The sequence below is a fragment of the Solibacillus sp. FSL K6-4121 genome (assembly GCF_038002585.1).
GTDB lineage: Bacteria > Bacillota > Bacilli > Bacillales_A > Planococcaceae > Solibacillus > Solibacillus faecavium.
The window spans coordinates 129,757-148,035 of sequence record NZ_JBBOCS010000002.1; the positions used below are offsets into that span (position 1 = coordinate 129,757).

Consider the following 18,279-nt stretch of genomic DNA (forward strand, 5'->3'; position numbering starts at 1 on the left):
ATGGTTATCCTATGTAACGCATGAAATTTCTGAAAATAAAGGGTTATTTTTTGTCTTTGTCGATCATTTGGAATAAAATAAAGGTGGATAATGCGAAGGAGGGCTACATATGTCTGAGGAAATGAATTTAGGGTTAAACCAAAAATTTCAAGAAGGAGATATTGTGAAAGGTGTCGCTGTACAAGTTGAAGAGAAGTCAGTGACAGTTTCTATCGAGGGGGCACCTTTTGATGGAATTATACCTATTAGCGAACTTTCAAGCTTACACATTGAAAAAGCTTCCGATATAGTTTCAGTTGGAGATCAGCTTGAGCTAATCATTACAAAAGTTGAGGAAGAAAATTTTGTTTTATCAAAGCGAAAAGTCGATGCACTTCAAGCATGGGATAAGCTAAAAGAAAAATTCGAATCCGGTGAAATTTTCGAAACGGAAATTAAAGATGTTGTAAAAGGCGGACTTGTCGTAGATTTAGGCGTTCGTGGTTTCGTTCCCGCATCACTAGTAGAGGATTACTTTGTAGAAGATTTTGAAGACTATAAAGGAAAGACTTTACGATTAAAAATTACAGAATTAGATAAAGACAAAGGTCGACTTATTTTATCTCATCGTGCAGTACTTGATGAAGAAAAGGCTTCGAAAAAGCAACAGGTTATTCAAAACATCAATCAAGGCGATGTATTGGAAGGTACGGTTCAACGTTTGGCAAAATTCGGTGCTTTTATTGATTTAGGCGGCATTGATGGGTTAGTTCATATTTCGCAAGTGGCTCATGAGCATGTAGAAGATATTTCTACCGTTTTACAAGAAGGACAAGCCGTAACAGTAAAAGTCCTGTCAGTTGATATTGAAAATGAGCGTGTATCGCTATCAATTAAGGATACATTACCTGGTCCGTGGACAAACATTACGGAAAAGGCTGCAAAGGGCACTGTATTAACGGGTACTGTTAAACGTCTTGTTACATTTGGTGCGTTTGTTGAAGTATTCCCGGGAGTTGAAGGTCTAGTTCACATCTCCCAAATTTCACATAAGCATATTAATACACCACATGAGGCATTGAAAGATGGACAAGAAGTGGAAGTTAAGGTGCTGGAAGTGAATGCAGCTGAAAAACGTCTTGCATTAAGCATTAAAGCATTACAGGAAGATTCAGATGCAGAAGAGGATTTCGATTATGAGCTTCCTGAAGAAAATAAAGGATTCTCTTTCAGCGACGTTATCGGTGACCAGCTGAAGGGCTTCAAAAAAGACTAACACTACAATATTATTACACGAATTTAAGCTACTCTCGTAAGTCCAATGCTTATGAGAGTAGCTTTTTGATATGGATATATATTTAAAACCGTTTAGAATGTTGTGAAAAAATGATATAATAGTCAAATTCGTGTATAATACGGAAAGACAAGAGTTTGGAAGGATGAAGTACAGATGACAAAACCAGTAATCGCCATCGTAGGACGTCCGAACGTAGGTAAATCGACAATTTTTAACCGAATTGTCGGAGAACGTGTATCGATCGTGGAAGATATTCCAGGTGTAACACGTGACCGTATTTATAGTTCGGCTGATTGGTTAGCACATGAATTTAATATTATCGACACTGGTGGTATTGAAATTGGGGACGAGCCATTTTTAGAGCAAATCCGCCAGCAAGCAGAAATCGCTATTGATGAGGCGGATGTTATTATTTTCATGACAAATGGTCGTGAAGGTGTAACTGCTGCGGATGAGCAAGTAGCAAAAATTTTATATAAAACAAAAAAACCGGTTGTTTTGGCCATTAATAAGATCGACAACCCGGATATGCGTCATATGATTTATGACTTCTATTCATTAGGTTTCGGTGAGCCTTGGCCAATTTCCGGTTCACACGGTTTAGGTTTAGGGGATTTACTAGACGAATGTGCAAAACACTTCCCGCAACCAGATGAAGAGCAATACGATGAAGATACGATTAAATTCTCATTAATTGGGCGACCAAATGTTGGGAAATCTTCACTTGTAAATGCCTTTTTAGGTCAAGATCGTGTTATTGTAAGTGAAATTCAAGGGACAACTCGTGATGCAATTGACTCTCCGTACTCACATGATGGGCAAGATTATGTCATTATTGATACGGCGGGTATGCGTAAAAAAGGGAAAGTCTATGAAACAACAGAAAAGTATTCTGTGCTACGTGCACTGCGCGCAATTGAACGTTCTGACGTTGTTTTAGTCGTTCTGAATGCAGATGAAGGCATTCAAGAACAGGATAAAAAAATTGCAGGCTATGCACATGAAGCTGGTAAAGCGGTAATTATCGTTGTAAACAAATGGGATGCAATTGAAAAAGACGAGAAAACGATGAATTTATTCACAGAACAAATTCGTGAGCATTTCTTGTTCTTGGATTATGCACCAATCGTTTTCGTTTCGGCAAAAACGAAACAACGCGTACTCAATATTTTACCTATTATAAAACGTGTTAGTGAAAACCACGCGATGCGTATTCAATCATCTATTTTAAATGAAGTAATTGAAGATTCCATTGCACGTAATCCAGCACCAACAGATAAAGGGCGTCGTTTACGTATTTACTACGCAACACAAGTGGCGATTAAACCACCAACATTCGTTGTATTTGTAAATGAACCTGAAATGATGCACTTCTCATACGAGCGCTTCTTGGAAAACCGTATTCGTGAGACATTCGATTTCGAAGGTACTCCAATACGTCTTATTACACGTGCTCGTGACTAATTAAATGTACAGAGCGCTAGTTTATGAAAATGAACTAGCGTTTTTGTACATAAAGGGAATTTAGCTTGAAGTAAATTATATTAAGAAACTTTAAGTAGATTTGGGGGTTTATTAATGGAAAATGTAGTAGTTTTAGGCGCAGGCTCCTGGGGGACTGCACTTGCAATCGTTTTGGCGGAAAACGGTCATAATACGTTAATTTGGTCACATCGGGAAGATCAGGCGAACGAAATAAATGAACAACATACGAATAAAAAATATTTACCTAATACAGTACTGCCACAGAATTTAAAGGCAACTGCTAATTTGGAAACAGCAGCAAAGCATGGCTCAACAATCGTCATGGCTGTACCAACAAAGGGAATCCGCGAAGTTTGCGGAGAAATTTCAAGCTATATTACAGACAAGGCTTTATTTGTCCATGTTTCAAAAGGAATAGAACCGGATACTTTAATGCGAATTTCTGAGTTGATGAAAGAAAGCCTGGCATCTGATGCTGTTAGTGACATCGTCGTTCTATCAGGACCTTCCCATGCTGAGGAAGTTGTGCTGCAGCATCCAACAACGGTAACTGCGGCTTGCAGAAATCTGAAGGCAGCGGAAAAGGTGCAAGATCTGTTTATGAACCACTATTTGCGGGTGTATACAAATGATGATGTCATTGGTGTCGAAATAGGCGGGGCGCTAAAAAATGTAATTGCACTTGCAGCTGGGATGACGGATGGTCTTAATTTTGGAGATAATGCAAAAGCGGCTCTTATTACACGTGGATTAGCGGAAATAACACGTCTCGGTGTAAAAATGGGTGGGAATCCTTTTACATTCGCTGGGCTGACAGGAATGGGCGACTTAATCGTAACTTGTACGAGTGTGCATTCACGTAACTGGCGGGCTGGTAATATGCTTGGAAAGGGAATGAAGCTTGATCAGGTATTGGAAGAGATGGGGATGGTCGTAGAAGGCGTACGTACGACGAAGGCAGCTTATCAGTTATCCAAAAAATACGAAGTTTCCATGCCTATTACATCAGCGCTGTACGATGTGTTATTTAATGATATGGAACCAAAAGCATTAGTTGAATCTTTAATGCTGCGAACGAAAAAAAGCGAAATCGATGAAATGAGTTAATCAGCTTATTTAAACATAGAGAAATCTATAAAATTTAATAATTTGTCACAAATAGGGAGGGATACTTGTATGCCTCCTGTTTTTTTTTGCCTGAAAAGGCTATAATTATTAGCGGAATATCCGTGAAAATTTATAGGAAGGCGGTTTTAGCATTGCAACACGTTCTACTATTGATGAATCCGATGTCAAATCTACTATTAAACTCTGCACGTGGTCCTTTAGCTACTATGCATGCATTGGATGTTATGTGGGTTTCGTTTTATTCAATTGGCTTATTATTAGCATCATTATTAATTATCACAGCAGTCCGTAAATGGATACATAATACGTTTTTATCGTTTTTATTTAAACTTGTTGCCTATGTAATGTTTTTTATCGGCACATTATTGATGGTACTTGTTATATTAACATGGCCGAACTAAGGTAGGGGGAATACATATTATGAAATTTTCAAAATGGTTTGTGCTATTATCCATCATCACGTTGCTTTTATCAGGGTGTGGCTCCTCAACTAACTTCGATCAATCTAGTCTAAGACCTGATGTCGATATGCTTGCGGGTGTCCAGCGGGCTGTTAATGAGTACCGGGAAGATACAGGGGTATTGCCAATTAAAACGCGTGACCAGGACACAGACATTTTTATTAAATATTTAATTGACTTTGAAAAACTTGTTCCAAAATATATTGGTTCGCCGCCGGGGAATGCATATGAAAAGGGTGGAATTTTTCAGTATATTATTTGGAATCCGGAAGAAAACCCAACTGTGAAGCTTGTTGATTTACGTACGCCTGAACGTTTACGTGAAATCAATATTCGATTTAAAGGGACGAAATATCCCCAGTTTAAAGATAAAGTGGCCGAGCATGTTTATACAGTTAACTTTGAAAATATTGGCTATAAAGAAAATGTGACAGTTCAGAGTCCTTATTCGAATAATCAATTACCAATTGTCGTATCGGCTGAAGGGGATTTATACGTTGATTATTCGATTGATTTATATACGTATATGAAAGATAACGATATTGTCGCGCAGCCTGGTGACGACATCCGGGAGATTTTAGTCGATAATTTTCCGGTAGTACCAGCATATTCACTTCCTTACACAGTAGATGAAAACAATGAACCAATCATTTGGTATGATCCAACAAAAAAAGAAAAATAACAGAAAAGGTGTACAAAAAGGTGAAACTTTTAGTACACCTTTTTTCATATTTAAAAACGAATATACATATAGTGTTTTGATAATGAATACTTTAACTGGAAACAGAAGATTAAGGCATATAAAGGAGGCAATACGATTAGCGAGCATATTTTTCAGCAACTGGCGGAACGTACGAATGGTGATCTTTATATTGGTGTAGTAGGACCAGTTCGTGTTGGTAAGTCGACGTTTGTTAAAAAGGTCATGGAAGGCGTAATATTGCCTAATATTGAAAATGCGGAAGACCGTATGCGTGCGATGGATGAGCTTCCCCAAAGTTCTCCTGGACCTACGATCATGACGGCAGAGCCGAAGTTTGTCCCAGCTCAGGGTACAACTGTTGCATTTGGAGAAAGTGCAATACCTTTCCGTGTAAGATTTGTTGATTGTGTCGGATATGTAATTGAAGGAGCAAAGGGTTATGAAGACGAGTCAGGACCAAAATATGTGCAAACACCATGGCATAATGAAGCAATTGCGTTTCAGGAAGCTGCGAAAATTGGGACAGATAAAGTTATTCGTGACCATGCCAATATCGGAATTGTCGTAACGACAGATGGAACGGTAAATGGAATGTCACGGTCTGCTGTAGAAAAAGCGGAGCAGCAAATTATTGATCAGCTTACGGAAATCGGAAAGCCGTTCGTAATTGTGCTTAATAGTACAGCCCCACATTCGGCTGAAACACAGAATCTACAACAAGCACTCGTTCAAAAATATGATGTACCTGTAATCCCGACTGCTATTCAGCAGATGCAATTAAACGATGTTATGATGATTTTGCAAGAAGCATTATTTGAATTCAATGTAAATGAGATTCAAGTAGAGAAGCCGGATTGGTTGGATGTGTTGGATGAGCATCATCATTTAAATGAAACATTATCATTTGCTACATCACAATTACAAGATGATGCGATGAAAATTCGTGATGTAGAAGCAGCAAGTCAATTGCTCCGTGAAATTGATTTTATAGAAAGCTGTACAGTGGAAAATATTGATGCCGGGCAAGGTATTGCAACGTTGCGTGTCAATATCCACAATGACTATTATAAAGAAGCGTGTGCAGAATGGCTCGATAAACCAGTTGAATCGAAAAAAGAATGGCTCTTGTTTATAAAGGAGGCTGCAGAAGCCAAAGCGGCTCAAAGCAGATTCCGTGAAGCCATTGAACAGGCGAAGGAAGATGGTTATGGTGTGACATTGCCTGCAATGGACGAATTTACTCCAAGTGAGCCTGAATTGATTGAACAAAATAATTTTTATGGTGTACGAATGAAAGCAACTGCCCCATCCTACCATATTATTCGTATTGATATGGAAGCGGAGTTTTCGCCATTAATCGGCTCAGAGTTTCATAGCCAGCATTTGCTGAAGGATTTGAAGCATGCATTTGAATATGATCGCCAGGCATTATGGCAAACTCAATTATTCGGTACACCTTTACATGAAGTATTAACAGAAAGTATCCGCTATAAAATGAGTGGTGTCCCGACTCATGCGAAAAACAGAATGCGTTTAATGTTGGAAAGATTAATAAATGAAGGAGAAAGAGGTTTAATTACATTTATTATTTAAATTTCAATATAAAATTATGATTGAAAAATTACAGGACCGTTCACTTTTATAGGTGAATTGTCCTGTAATTTCTGTTTTCTTTGCAAAAAAAGTTAAAATATCAACGAAACATGGATGAATTCAGTTGCGTAGCGGTTTTGTGTATGTTAATCTTTTTACAGGATTTAGATTCATGACCCTTTGAGAGGAGGTGAATGGTGTGAATAAAACAGAATTAGTTAACTCTGTTGCTGAAGCTGCAGGTCTTTCTAAAAAAGACGCTTCTAAAGCAGTTGAAGCTGTATTTGATACAATTCAAGATGCTCTTGCAAAGGGTGACAAAGTACAATTAATCGGTTTTGGTAACTTTGAAGTTCGTGAGCGTGCAGCGCGTAAAGGTCGTAACCCACAAACAGGTAAGGAAATCGAAATCGCTGCTTCGAAAGTACCTGCTTTTAAACCAGGTAAAGCACTTAAAGACGCTGTAAAATAAATCAGCCTCTAGAAGTACATAGAGTAGCTCTCAGTCTAACTGAGAGCTACTCTTTTTTGATGCCCGGAAACTGATAGGGTGACGTGCTTTTCAATAACCGTATACTAAGTTTGGTATTCGTCTCGGCTAAAGCGCATAGACCCCTGTTATATCGCTTCGGACTAGCGAATTGGTTTCTGAATTGAACTAGGAATTTAGTGCTTCGGTTCATTTCTTTTTGTTTTTGAATAACTATGCTAAAAAAAGTAGAACTCTTTTGAACTTACGCGTTTAATGTGCTACGATTCAAGAGTGTATTTTATAACGAAAATAATAGCATTTAATGAGAATAAATATAGATAGACGTATACATAAAAACGTTTTGGTTTGTAGGAGGACCTGATTTCCATGGCAAATGTCGATTTGAAAAAGATAGAAGACGCAGTAAAAATGATTTTAGAAGCAGTAGGGGAAGATGTAGAGCGTGAAGGATTACTTGATACGCCAAAACGTGTTTCAAAAATGTATGCAGAAATGTTCAGTGGTTTAAATGAAGATCCACGTGATTATTTTAGTACGGTTTTTCATGAAGACCACGAAGAATTTGTATTAGTAAAGGATATCCCGTTCTACTCTATGTGCGAGCATCACTTAGTTCCTTTCTATGGCACAGCACATATAGCATACATACCAAAAGACGGTAGAGTAGCCGGTTTAAGCAAACTGGGACGCTGCCTGGAATCTGTTGCACGCCGTCCACAGCTCCAAGAACGTATTACTTCTACAGTAGCAGATACTATTATGGAAATGTTAAACCCTAAAGGAGTTTATGTTGTTGTTGAGGCGGAGCATATGTGTATGACAATGCGCGGATTGAAGAAACCAGGTTCTAAAACGGTGACAGCTGTCGCGCGCGGCATTTATGAAGAAGATGATACAAAGCGCAACGAAGTGATTACTTTCATCCAAATGAAATAAACCGGACAAATATGGTATTATAAACAAAGAAATTAACAGGTGGGGGATTATTAAATGGCGCAACCAGATTATATTATTATTGAAGCAGAAGAAGATGGTGTACATGTAATTGGTCTAACTCGTGGTACTGATACAAAATTTCACCACTCTGAAAAGTTGGATGCTGGCGAAGTAATGATTGCCCAGTTTACTGAGCATACGTCTGCAATGAAAATTCGCGGCAAAGCTAAAATTCATTCTGCCCATGGAACAATCCAAAGTAAAAAATAATGAATACAACAGCACAAGCTATAAATATCATAAAAAATTTTGATTAAATGCTTTAAAACATTGAAATGGAGTAATTTCTATGAGTGCAACATCTATTATACAATCGGTTCAAACGTTACAATCAAATATTCTACAGCATGTTCATCATAGAGCATTACTTCAAAATGTTGGACAACCTACGTTACAAAAAGAACAATTGTTTTTTATTCAGTTGCCTTTTTTAAATGGGGCTGAAATGACTGACGACCATAAAGTAAGTGCAATAACTGTTGGAATTGTACATGCATCGCTTCTGGAGCACGAAAGAGTATTGGAAGTAGATGCTACAAGTAAGGAGCAGCAACTCATTGTCCTGTCGGGAGATTATTATAGCGGCCGCTATTATCAACTTCTTGCACAGTCAGGAAATATTAGATTAATTCAGAAACTGTCTAAAGGAATTGTAAATCGCTGTGAGCACCAAATTCGCATTTACGAGACACAAACCCGTTCCGTTGAGCAATGGATTCATAGTTTAACGGTAATTGAAAGCGCATTGATTTCTCAATACTATGATGTATACGGTTACAATGCCTATACTGAACTTATGGAAAACACATTGACGTTTATTCGTTTGAAAAAAGAATATGGATTGATACAGGATGCAAAACGAGGTTTTTTATATAAAGCGTTGGCATTGGCTGATAATCCAGCTATTCTTGACTCAACAATGGAATGGCTGCATGAACAACTGATTAACCGAAAACAGCAGGTGTTAGAAGTTGTGAAGCAAAGCCATATCCACGAAGATTTAAAACATACCATTGAGCAATACATCACTTTGTAGTGAATTTAGAAAGGTTTTGAAAAAATGGCAAAATCGAAAGAAGAACATGTTCATGAAGTGTTTGAAAACATTTCAGAAAACTACGATAAAATGAACTCCGTTATCAGCTTTCAAATGCATGTAGGATGGCGTGAAGATACGATGAAGCGTATGGCCGTTAAAAAGGGCTCCGCATGCTTGGACGTCTGCTGCGGGACTGCTGACTGGACTATTGCCCTATCAAAGGCAGTAGGTGATGAAGGTATTGTAAAAGGGCTGGACTTTAGTGAGAACATGCTGAAAGTCGGTAAGCAAAAAACAGAAAACATTCAAAACATAGAGTTAATTCATGGAAATGCAATGGAGCTTCCATTTGAAGATAATACATTCGATTATGTAACGATTGGCTTTGGTTTGCGAAACGTACCTGATTACATGAAGGTATTACGTGAAATGAATCGTGTCGTAAAGCCAGGTGGCATGGTTGTTTGTCTTGAAACATCCCAATCTGAAATTCCGGTATATCGTCAACTTTTCCGTTTTTACTTTAACTATATCATGCCGATGTTCGGGAAATTATTTGCAAAAAGCTATAAAGAATATTCATGGCTTCAAGAGTCGGCGAAAGACTTTCCGGGCATGAAAAAGCTAGCGCAAATGTTCCGTGAAGCCGGATATGAAAATGTCACATATAAACCATATAGCGGTGGGGCAGCAGCTATGCACATGGGTTTTAAAAAGAAATAATAGTGGGAGTAGGTTTTGACGCGTGGAAAAGATGAAAATAAAAATGCTATATGCGGATATCAAAGCAGATATAGAAATCATCGAAAACGAATTAGAACAAGCGTTGAATTCATCTTCACACTTATTGAATGATGCCTCTATTCATTTACTGCAAGCTGGTGGTAAACGAATTCGACCAGTATTTACGTTACTAAGTGCTAAATTTGGTGACTATAATATTGAGCGAATGAAAAATATCGCCGTCCCACTGGAATTAATTCATATGGGTTCATTAGTACATGATGATGTGATTGACGATTCAGATATGCGTCGCGGGCGGGAAACGGTAAAAGCCCAGTGGAACAACCGTGTGGCGATGTATACAGGGAATTTTATATTTGCACGTGCACTGGAATACGTAACAAGCATTGAAAATCCGAGAGCGCATCAAATATTAGCTAAAACAATGGTAGAACTAGTAAATGGTGAAGTCATTCAAATCGAGGATAAGTTTCGTTTAGATCAAAATTTGAAAGATTATTTCCGCCGTATTAAACGAAAAACAGCGTTGTTAATCGAATCAAGCTGTGAATTAGGTGCGGTCGTGAGCGGTGCTGATGAAAAAACAGTGCGCCACTTAAAGCGATACGGATATTTTGTAGGGATGAGCTTTCAAATAGTAGATGATATTTTAGATTTCACAGCAACAGACAAACAGCTTGGAAAACCGGCTGGAAGTGATTTAATGCAAGGAAATGTTACATTGCCGATTTTATTAATGAAGGACAATCCATTACTTGCCCCATACTTAGCAAAAGTGTCAACAACGGGACTATCGGAGCAGGAACGTCAAAATATGCTGGCACTCGTACGCAATTCGGATGCCATCAAAGAAGCAACTAAAATCAGCAATCTATACTTAAAAAAAGCTTTAAAAGAAGTAGAAGCATTACCCGATCATCCGATGAAGAAAAAATTGCGTGATATTGCTCTTTTTATGGGTAAGCGAAAATCTTGATTACAACAGCCAATATATAGCAAAATCTAATATTTGTTGCAGTTTGAGTAGGATTTTGGTAATATTTATCGGTAGGTGTAAAACCTTTTACTCAAATTTAGGGAGTGTTTATAATGGCAATCGAAAAAACATTTTTAATGGTTAAACCAGATGGCGTAGAACGTCAAGTGATTGGTGATATCGTAGATCGTTTTGAGCGTCGCGGTTTCGTAATGCGCGGAGCAAAATTAATGTCACCAACTCGTGAATTAGCTGAAAAACACTATGCAGAGCACGCTGAGCGTCCTTTCTTCGGTGAATTAGTAGACTTCATTACTTCAGGTCCAGTATTCGGTATGGTTTGGGAAGGCGAAAACGTTATCCAATTATCTCGTATCATGATGGGTGCTACAAAGCCAGAAGAATCAGCTCCTGGTACAATCCGCGGTGACTACGCTGTAACTTTATCTCACAACGTAATCCACGGTTCTGACTCTTTAGCTTCTGCTGAACGCGAAATCGGTTTATGGTTCCCAGAAGGCTTAGCTGAATAATTGATATTTTTGAAAAGCTATCACTTTTAAAGTGGTAGCTTTTTTTATATTCAGCACGAAAAATATTACCTATTAATGGTATAATAAAATCGGAATAATGAAACTATTTTCAGGATACATACGTATAAAAAATACTGATTGAAATTAGGGGGATGTTTATGTGGGTTTTAGCCGTTATTTCAGTAATGGCAGTGGGAGCGATTGCAGTCATTACCGATGCGCGCAATGAAAGCAAACGAATCGATGTAAATAAATTAACGAAAGAAATCGAACTGGAAAAATTGCGTCTTGAAAATTATGATAAAGAAACAGAAAAGATGCGTTTGGAATTAGAACATTCAAAGCAATTATTATTAGAACATAAACAAAAGTAGTATGTATTAGAGCGATTTTTTTAGAAGGGGTGACATTCATGTTTTGGATAATGATTACAATAATTGCTGTAGTAGGAATTTTAACAGATACGTATACTAGAAATAAAAAAATTGATTTAAAACGTTTGGATAAGGAAATCGAGTTAGAAAAACTAAGACTTGAAAATTATGATAAAGAAACAGAAAAGATGAAGCTTGAATTGGAACATACAAAACAGTTACTACTCGATACACATTCAACAAGTCAATCAGGCAAGTAAAATATTAATCAAGGGAGCGTATAAACCGTATGGAAGATATTCTTATTATCTCTATTATTTTTGGCTCTGGAGCCGTTATTGCACTTACAGCAATATTAACTGCCCATAAACGATCGAGTTTAAAATTACAAATAAAGATGCTGGAAAAAGAGACACAGCTTGAACAAATCCGTTTACAAAGCTATGATTCAGAAACAGAAAAAATGAAGCTTGAGCTTGAACAGTCAAAACAGCTTTTGCTGGACAGACGCACTGAATAATCTTTATAGGTAAAAACTATTTCAGATTCAGAAATTTTCGGCTATAATAGGCATACGTTAGATGAGGGGAAAGATGGACAATGTCAGATTATGTTCAATTTATAAATGGCATTAAGCGCAAGACGGGCATTGATCTAGCTCTATATAAAGAAGCGCAGATGAAACGCCGGTTAACATCGTTATATGAAAAGAAAGGCTTCGGTAACTTCGTTGATTTTCTTTCGGCTCTGGAAAAAGATCGAGATTTGATGAATGAATTTCTGGATCGTATGACAATCAATGTTTCAGAGTTTTATCGAAATGGTAAGCGTTGGGAAGTATTGCAAAATAAGATTTTCCCGTTATTGCTGGAATCGAATAAACGGTTAAAAATATGGAGTGCGGCCTGCTCAACAGGCGAAGAGCCTTATAGCCTAGCAATGGTACTATCCCATCATCTGCCTTTATCCCAAATAAATATTTTGGCAACGGACTTGGATGAGAATGTACTCCAAAAAGCAAAATTAGGTCTATATCCTGAGCGCTCTCTTGCAGAGGTGCCAAAGCCGATACAAGCTAAGTACTTTAACCAGGAAGAACAATTCTATAAAGTTAAAGATGAGATTAAACGTACGGTTACTTTTAAGAAGCATAATTTATTGAAGGATAATTACGAGTCAAATTTTGATTTAATTGTTTGTAGAAACGTAATGATTTATTTTACAGAGGAAGCTAAAGATCAAATTTACTCGAACTTCAGTAAATCATTACGATCTGGCGGAATTTTATTTGTCGGGTCAACCGAGCAAATCTTTAATCCGGCCAGATATGACTTTGAAGTTGAGGATACATTCTTTTACCGCAAAAAATAATATAGCTTGTTGAAAAATAGGAAGACTGCTGTGAAATACTTTTAAGCTACATATTAATGCGCTTTTCGTATAAAATAGCGAAAAGTGTATTTTTGTTTTATTTGCTTATAATTGTGCCGTTTCTTAGTTGGAACGTTCAGAATATTCTAAAATGACATATTAGTTAGGTGAATCAGTACTGTTATTTAGTATAAAATATGTTATAGTGAAAAATACATACTTTAGCGAGTTGAAGGGAGAAAGTGTTTAATGCGTTATTTAACAGCAGGTGAGTCACACGGACCACAACTGACAACAATTATTGAGGGGTTGCCTTCATTATTACCAATTACTGCAGAAAAAATCAATTATGATTTAAAACGTCGTCAAGGAGGCCACGGTCGTGGACGCCGCATGCAGATTGAAACAGACACTGTAGAAATTGTATCTGGGGTTCGTCACGGAAAAACGTTGGGATCTCCTGTTGCATTAGTAGTAACGAATGATGACTGGAAGCATTGGACGAAAATCATGGGGGCAGAAGAACTGCCGGAAGATATTGATCCATCTGAAATTAAGCGCCAAATTTCACGTCCACGTCCAGGACATGCGGACTTAGTAGGTGGAATGAAATATGGTCACAGAGATCTACGTAACGTATTAGAACGTTCGAGTGCCCGGGAAACAACGGTTCGCGTTGCTGTTGGATCTGTTGCAAAAGCATTGTTAAATGAACTAGGCATTTCTATTGTTGCACATGTAACTGAAATCGTCGGTATCAAAGCGGATCAGAACTTATTGGAAGGCAAACCAGCAGATGAAATACGCACAATTGTTGAGCAGGATCCATGCTATTGTGTAGATCCGGAAGCTTCGGCAAAAATGGTGGAAGCGATTGATGAGGCAAAACAAGCAGGTGATTCCATTGGTGGTGTCGTTGAAGTTATCGTAGAAGGGTTGCCAGCTGGTATCGGTTCCTATGTACATTATGACCGTAAACTGGATTCAAAGCTTGCAGGAGCTATGTTAAGCATCAATGCATTTAAAGGTGTTGAGTTTGGAATCGGATTTGAAATGGCACGTAAAAAGGGATCTGAAGTACACGATGAAATTTTATGGGATGAAGAAAAAGGCTATACTCGTGCAACAAATCGTCTAGGCGGTCTTGAAGGTGGTATGTCTACTGGAATGCCGATTGTTGTAAGAGGAGTAATGAAGCCAATTCCTACATTATATAAACCATTGCAAAGTGTTGATATTGAAACGAAAGAGCCTTTCAAAGCAAGTGTAGAGCGCTCTGACAGCTGTGCAGTACCTGCAGCTTCTATTGTAGCTGAACATGTTATTGCCTGGGAAATCGCTAAGGCGATTGTAGAACAGTTCCATAGTGATCAGTTGCCACATCTAAAAGCACAATTAGATGAAATGCGTCAGTATACAAAGGGGTTTTAATATGAAGATTCCAGTTCGGGCTGCATCTCATTCGTATGATGTAACGATTGGGAAAGGCATATTGAAAGAAGCAGTGACAGCACTTAACTACTTATTTGCAAAAGTAGATAAAATTGTTGTGCTGACAGATGAAAATGTTTGGAGTTCACAGCAGCATTATTTTGAAGCTAATTTCCCGTATGAGTACCATCTCCATGTAATGCCTGCCGGGGAAACGTGCAAAAGCTTTGAAAACTATAATGCCGTACAAACATTTTTATTGGAACAAAAATGTACACGAAAGTCTCTTATAATTGCTTTTGGTGGCGGTGCAGTAGGTGATTTGGCAGGATTTGTTGCCGCGACTTATATGCGGGGCATTCCGTTTGTCCAAGTGCCGACTACGATTTTGGCGCATGATTCAGCGGTTGGAGGGAAGACAGCCATTAACCATGCTCTCGGGAAAAATATGATTGGTGCATTTTATCAGCCGGAAGCTGTCATTTATGACATTACGTTTTTACATAGTTTGAGTGAAAAAGAAGTACGCTCAGGGATGGCAGAAGTAATTAAGCATGCTTTAATTTCAGATGCGCAATGGGTTGAGGAACTTTTGGAAGGCGATTTTGTAACGAAACTTCCAGAAGAGACGTTAGTTAACTATTTAGCGCACGGCATACAAGTAAAAGCAACGATTGTAGAGCAGGATGAGACAGAACAATCTGTACGTAAATTTTTAAATTTAGGCCATACTTATGGGCACGCAATTGAAGCTGCAGCAGGCTATGGTCGGGTGGCACATGGCGAAGCAGTCATGATTGGCCTTCTGTATACATTACTTTTAAGTGAACAATACGGTAAGGTAAACCATCAATTTACGAAGCGCTTTTTACAGTTTGCCCTAGAAAACGGTTATCCTTTTGAAGCGGTTCATGACTTTACATTCGAACAGTTAACTGAGTATTTATTAAAAGATAAAAAAGCAGACTACGGACAATTACAGTTCGTATTGCTTGATACAATCGGTCATCCATTCGTTCAGAAAGTTGAACTTGAAAAATGTGAACAGATTGACCAACAATTAAGAGCATTACTGGCGGAGGTGCAACAATGATTCGTGGAATACGTGGGGCAATAACGATTGCTGAAGATAAAGCTGAATACGTATGGGGTGAAACAGCAAGACTTGTAAAAGAAGTTGCTAAGCAAAACAATATTGAACCGGAAAATATTGCATCCGTTACAATATCAACAACACCCGATATCCACTCTGCCTTTCCTGCAAAGTCAGTACGCACAATGCCTGGGTGGCAGTTTGTACCGATCATGTGTATGCACGAGATGGATGTACCTGGTGCATTGCCATTATGTATACGTGTTTTATTGCATGTTAATACAGATATACCGCAACATGAAGTCCGTCATGTTTATTTAGAGGATGCGGTAAAGTTACGACCAGATTTAGTGAAATAATCGCCAGTTAGAGGAGACGTTAACGATGAAGTGGAAACAACAGTTATTTGGCATGAAAGCTTATCAACCGGGAAAACCGATTGAAGAAGTAAAAAAACTTTTCGGATTGGATGAAGTTATTAAGCTTGCTTCCAACGAAAATCCCTTTGGCAGTTCTCCAAAGGTGCAACAATTTTTACAGGAGCAACAAACAAATCATGCGATATATCCGGATGGCTATGCACAAAGCTTACGCACATCTTTAGCTAATTTTTATAGTGTTGCGGAAAATGAATTGATATTAGGGAATGGTTCCGATGATTTAATTGCTATTATAACGCGTGCATTATTATATCCAGGCGTTAATACCGTGATGGCAGATTTATCGTTTTCCCAATACTGGCATAATGCAGATATTGAAGGAGCAGAAGTACGTAAAGTACCTTTAAAAGAAGGTGTTCATGACTTGGATGCGATGCTGGCGGCTATTGATGAAAAAACATCAGTCGTTTGGGTATGCAATCCGAATAATCCTACAGGAACAATTGTGTCAGATGATGACTTAAGTGCGTTTTTAGCGAAAGTGCCTGAAGATGTTTTTGTAGTGTTGGATGAGGCTTATATTGAGTATGTCAATGATCCATCTTATAAGGATACACTGCATTATTTCCGTGAATATCCGAATTTAATTTTACTTCGCACGTTTTCAAAAGCTTACGGTTTGGCATCATTCCGTGTGGGATATGGCATTGCACAGCCGGAAGTTATTGCGAAGTTGGATCCAGTACGCGCACCATTTAACAATACAGTGTTAAGCCAACAGGTTGCGCAAATAGCTTTACAAGATCAGGAGTTTATTGAAAGCTGTCGTGTGGCAAATGAAATCGGCAAAAAACAGTATGTGGCATTTTGTGAGCGTCATGGATTGAACTATTTCCCGTCTCAAACGAACTTTATTATGTTTGAAGTGAAGGCTGATAGTAACGTAGTCTTTGAAGAAATGATGAAGCGCGGATTTATTATCCGCAGCGGTGCTGCACTTGGTTTAGAAGGTTATATACGAGTTACGATTGGGACAGAAGCTCAAAATGCGAAGTTTTTACAGTTACTTGAAGATGTATTAACAGAACAAGGAGTATTTGCATGACACGTAATGTTTTCGTAATCGGACTAGGGCTAATCGGCGGTTCAGTTGCGTTAGCTCTTCAAAAGGCTCCGCGTACGAAAGTGTATGGCTATGACTACCATGAACAAACGAGACAATTAGCTAGCACATTAAAGGTTGTACACGAAGTTGTAGAAGATCCAGCTGAATTTGCAAAAGAGGCAGATGTTATTATTTTTGGTACACCAGTAAACGTGACACTCCAGTTTATGGAGCAGTTAAAATCATGGGAATTGAAAAAAAGTGTCATTATTACTGATACGGGTAGTACGAAGACACAAATTATGGACAAGGCAAAAGAACTGAAAGAACTAGGCATTACGTTTATCGGCGGTCATCCGATGGCAGGCTCGCATAAAAGTGGGATTACTGCTGCGAGGCCTTATTTATTAGAAAATGCCTATTATATGCTAACACCAAATGAAGGCGAAGAAATCGAAAAGCTAGCAATGCTTGATAATTTGCTGAAGTTTACGTTAGGGAAAATGGTTGTTGTGGATGCTAAAATCCATGATCATATGACTGCTGTTGTTAGCCATTTTCCACATATCATAGCTGCTTCACTTGTACATCAACTGAATTTTGAAAAGAAAGCATATCCGATGACATCTTCATTGGCAGCGGGAGGTTTCCGTGATATTACGCGTATTGCTTCATCCAATCCTGCATTATGGCGTGATATTACACTGCAAAATCGAAAAGAGCTTGTCGGGCAGCTCGATACATGGCTTGAAGAAATGAATCGTGTTCGTCAATTATTGGATAATGGTGATGAAAAGGCAATTGAAGCATATTTCAGCGATGCGCGGGATGTTCGTGACAGCCTGCCAATCGCTAACGGCGCATTATATATGCCTTATGATTTATATGTAGATATTCCGGATTATCCAGGTGTTATTTCGGAAGTGACGGGCTTTTTGGCAGAAGATAATATTAGTATTACAAATATACGTATTGTCGAAACAAGGGTAGACGTATTCGGTATTTTAGTAATAAGCTTCCAGACAAATGAAGACCGTGAGCGTGCAGCACAATGTATCGCACATAAGGCAAAGTACGATACGTATATTTCATAAAGGA

Annotated in this window: 22 protein-coding genes; all 22 read left to right on the plus strand. The window is 38.3% G+C overall.

What is annotated here, in order from left to right; all coding sequences use genetic code 11:
- Positions 1 to 109: 109 nt before the first annotated feature.
- The 22 genes from rpsA to MHH95_RS10210 all read left to right on the plus strand — a co-directional run bounded on the left by rpsA (position 110) and on the right by MHH95_RS10210 (position 18,275).
- A complete protein-coding gene (rpsA, locus tag MHH95_RS10105; protein ID WP_340727431.1) occupies positions 110 to 1,255 on the plus strand; it encodes a 30S ribosomal protein S1 in 1,146 nt (381 codons plus the stop codon).
- A gap of 174 nt (positions 1,256 to 1,429) precedes the next feature.
- Entirely contained in the window at positions 1,430 to 2,740 is a 1,311-nt protein-coding gene (gene der / locus MHH95_RS10110; protein ID WP_340727432.1) for a ribosome biogenesis GTPase Der, read from the plus strand.
- A 114-nt stretch (positions 2,741 to 2,854) separates the two neighbouring features.
- On the plus strand, positions 2,855 to 3,868 hold the full coding sequence (locus tag MHH95_RS10115) for an NAD(P)H-dependent glycerol-3-phosphate dehydrogenase (RefSeq protein WP_340727433.1): 1,014 nt from the start codon (positions 2,855 to 2,857) through the stop codon (positions 3,866 to 3,868).
- A 173-nt stretch (positions 3,869 to 4,041) separates the two neighbouring features.
- Complete coding sequence (locus MHH95_RS10120) at positions 4,042 to 4,290, plus strand: DUF2768 domain-containing protein (protein WP_340727434.1); 249 nt, start codon at positions 4,042 to 4,044, stop codon at positions 4,288 to 4,290.
- 19 nt (positions 4,291 to 4,309) lie between these two features.
- Positions 4,310 to 5,032 carry a hypothetical protein gene (locus tag MHH95_RS10125; protein ID WP_340727435.1) on the plus strand — a complete coding sequence of 241 codons (723 nt, stop codon included), beginning with the start codon at positions 4,310 to 4,312 and terminating at the stop codon, positions 5,030 to 5,032.
- 147 nt (positions 5,033 to 5,179) lie between these two features.
- Positions 5,180 to 6,646 carry a stage IV sporulation protein A gene (gene spoIVA, locus MHH95_RS10130; protein ID WP_340728745.1) on the plus strand — a complete coding sequence of 489 codons (1,467 nt, stop codon included), beginning with the start codon at positions 5,180 to 5,182 and terminating at the stop codon, positions 6,644 to 6,646.
- 199 nt (positions 6,647 to 6,845) lie between these two features.
- Positions 6,846 to 7,118: an HU family DNA-binding protein gene (locus MHH95_RS10135; RefSeq protein WP_004232618.1), complete on the plus strand. Its 273-nt coding sequence runs from the start codon at positions 6,846 to 6,848 to the stop codon at positions 7,116 to 7,118.
- Between the two features lie 387 nt (positions 7,119 to 7,505).
- Positions 7,506 to 8,075, plus strand: a complete 570-nt coding sequence (gene folE / locus MHH95_RS10140) for a GTP cyclohydrolase I FolE (protein ID WP_191698173.1) — start codon at positions 7,506 to 7,508, stop codon at positions 8,073 to 8,075.
- Between the two features lie 54 nt (positions 8,076 to 8,129).
- Positions 8,130 to 8,345 (plus strand): trp RNA-binding attenuation protein MtrB, encoded by a 216-nt coding sequence (mtrB, locus tag MHH95_RS10145; RefSeq protein ID WP_191698172.1) that lies wholly within the window; start codon positions 8,130 to 8,132, stop codon positions 8,343 to 8,345.
- Positions 8,346 to 8,424: 79 nt separating this feature from the next.
- A complete protein-coding gene (locus MHH95_RS10150) occupies positions 8,425 to 9,171 on the plus strand; it encodes a heptaprenyl diphosphate synthase component 1 (RefSeq protein ID WP_340727436.1) in 747 nt (248 codons plus the stop codon).
- Between the two features lie 24 nt (positions 9,172 to 9,195).
- Positions 9,196 to 9,897 carry a demethylmenaquinone methyltransferase gene (locus MHH95_RS10155; protein ID WP_340727437.1) on the plus strand — a complete coding sequence of 234 codons (702 nt, stop codon included), beginning with the start codon at positions 9,196 to 9,198 and terminating at the stop codon, positions 9,895 to 9,897.
- Between the two features lie 22 nt (positions 9,898 to 9,919).
- Positions 9,920 to 10,894: a heptaprenyl diphosphate synthase component II gene (gene hepT, locus MHH95_RS10160; RefSeq protein ID WP_340727438.1), complete on the plus strand. Its 975-nt coding sequence runs from the start codon at positions 9,920 to 9,922 to the stop codon at positions 10,892 to 10,894.
- A gap of 113 nt (positions 10,895 to 11,007) precedes the next feature.
- On the plus strand, positions 11,008 to 11,427 hold the full coding sequence (gene ndk / locus MHH95_RS10165) for a nucleoside-diphosphate kinase (protein WP_191698168.1): 420 nt from the start codon (positions 11,008 to 11,010) through the stop codon (positions 11,425 to 11,427).
- A gap of 158 nt (positions 11,428 to 11,585) precedes the next feature.
- Positions 11,586 to 11,801 (plus strand): hypothetical protein, encoded by a 216-nt coding sequence (locus tag MHH95_RS10170; protein ID WP_191698167.1) that lies wholly within the window; start codon positions 11,586 to 11,588, stop codon positions 11,799 to 11,801.
- 50 nt (positions 11,802 to 11,851) lie between these two features.
- Positions 11,852 to 12,061, plus strand: a complete 210-nt coding sequence (locus MHH95_RS10175) for a hypothetical protein (protein ID WP_340727439.1) — start codon at positions 11,852 to 11,854, stop codon at positions 12,059 to 12,061.
- Positions 12,062 to 12,090: 29 nt separating this feature from the next.
- Complete coding sequence (locus MHH95_RS10180) at positions 12,091 to 12,321, plus strand: hypothetical protein (protein ID WP_191698165.1); 231 nt, start codon at positions 12,091 to 12,093, stop codon at positions 12,319 to 12,321.
- 80 nt (positions 12,322 to 12,401) lie between these two features.
- Positions 12,402 to 13,172 (plus strand): CheR family methyltransferase, encoded by a 771-nt coding sequence (locus tag MHH95_RS10185; protein WP_340727440.1) that lies wholly within the window; start codon positions 12,402 to 12,404, stop codon positions 13,170 to 13,172.
- Positions 13,173 to 13,421: 249 nt separating this feature from the next.
- Positions 13,422 to 14,603 carry a chorismate synthase gene (gene aroC / locus MHH95_RS10190; RefSeq protein WP_340727442.1) on the plus strand — a complete coding sequence of 394 codons (1,182 nt, stop codon included), beginning with the start codon at positions 13,422 to 13,424 and terminating at the stop codon, positions 14,601 to 14,603.
- A gap of 1 nt (position 14,604) precedes the next feature.
- Positions 14,605 to 15,696, plus strand: a complete 1,092-nt coding sequence (aroB, locus tag MHH95_RS10195) for a 3-dehydroquinate synthase (protein WP_340727443.1) — start codon at positions 14,605 to 14,607, stop codon at positions 15,694 to 15,696.
- Positions 15,693 to 16,055 carry a chorismate mutase gene (gene aroH / locus MHH95_RS10200; RefSeq protein WP_340727444.1) on the plus strand — a complete coding sequence of 121 codons (363 nt, stop codon included), beginning with the start codon at positions 15,693 to 15,695 and terminating at the stop codon, positions 16,053 to 16,055. The genes aroB and aroH overlap by 4 nt, the downstream gene beginning before the upstream one ends.
- A 25-nt stretch (positions 16,056 to 16,080) precedes the next feature.
- Complete coding sequence (gene hisC / locus MHH95_RS10205) at positions 16,081 to 17,181, plus strand: histidinol-phosphate transaminase (RefSeq protein ID WP_340727445.1); 1,101 nt, start codon at positions 16,081 to 16,083, stop codon at positions 17,179 to 17,181.
- Complete coding sequence (locus tag MHH95_RS10210; protein ID WP_340727446.1) at positions 17,178 to 18,275, plus strand: prephenate dehydrogenase; 1,098 nt, start codon at positions 17,178 to 17,180, stop codon at positions 18,273 to 18,275. Before hisC ends, MHH95_RS10210 begins: the two co-directional genes overlap by 4 nt.
- The last annotated feature ends 4 nt before the right edge of the window (positions 18,276 to 18,279 follow it).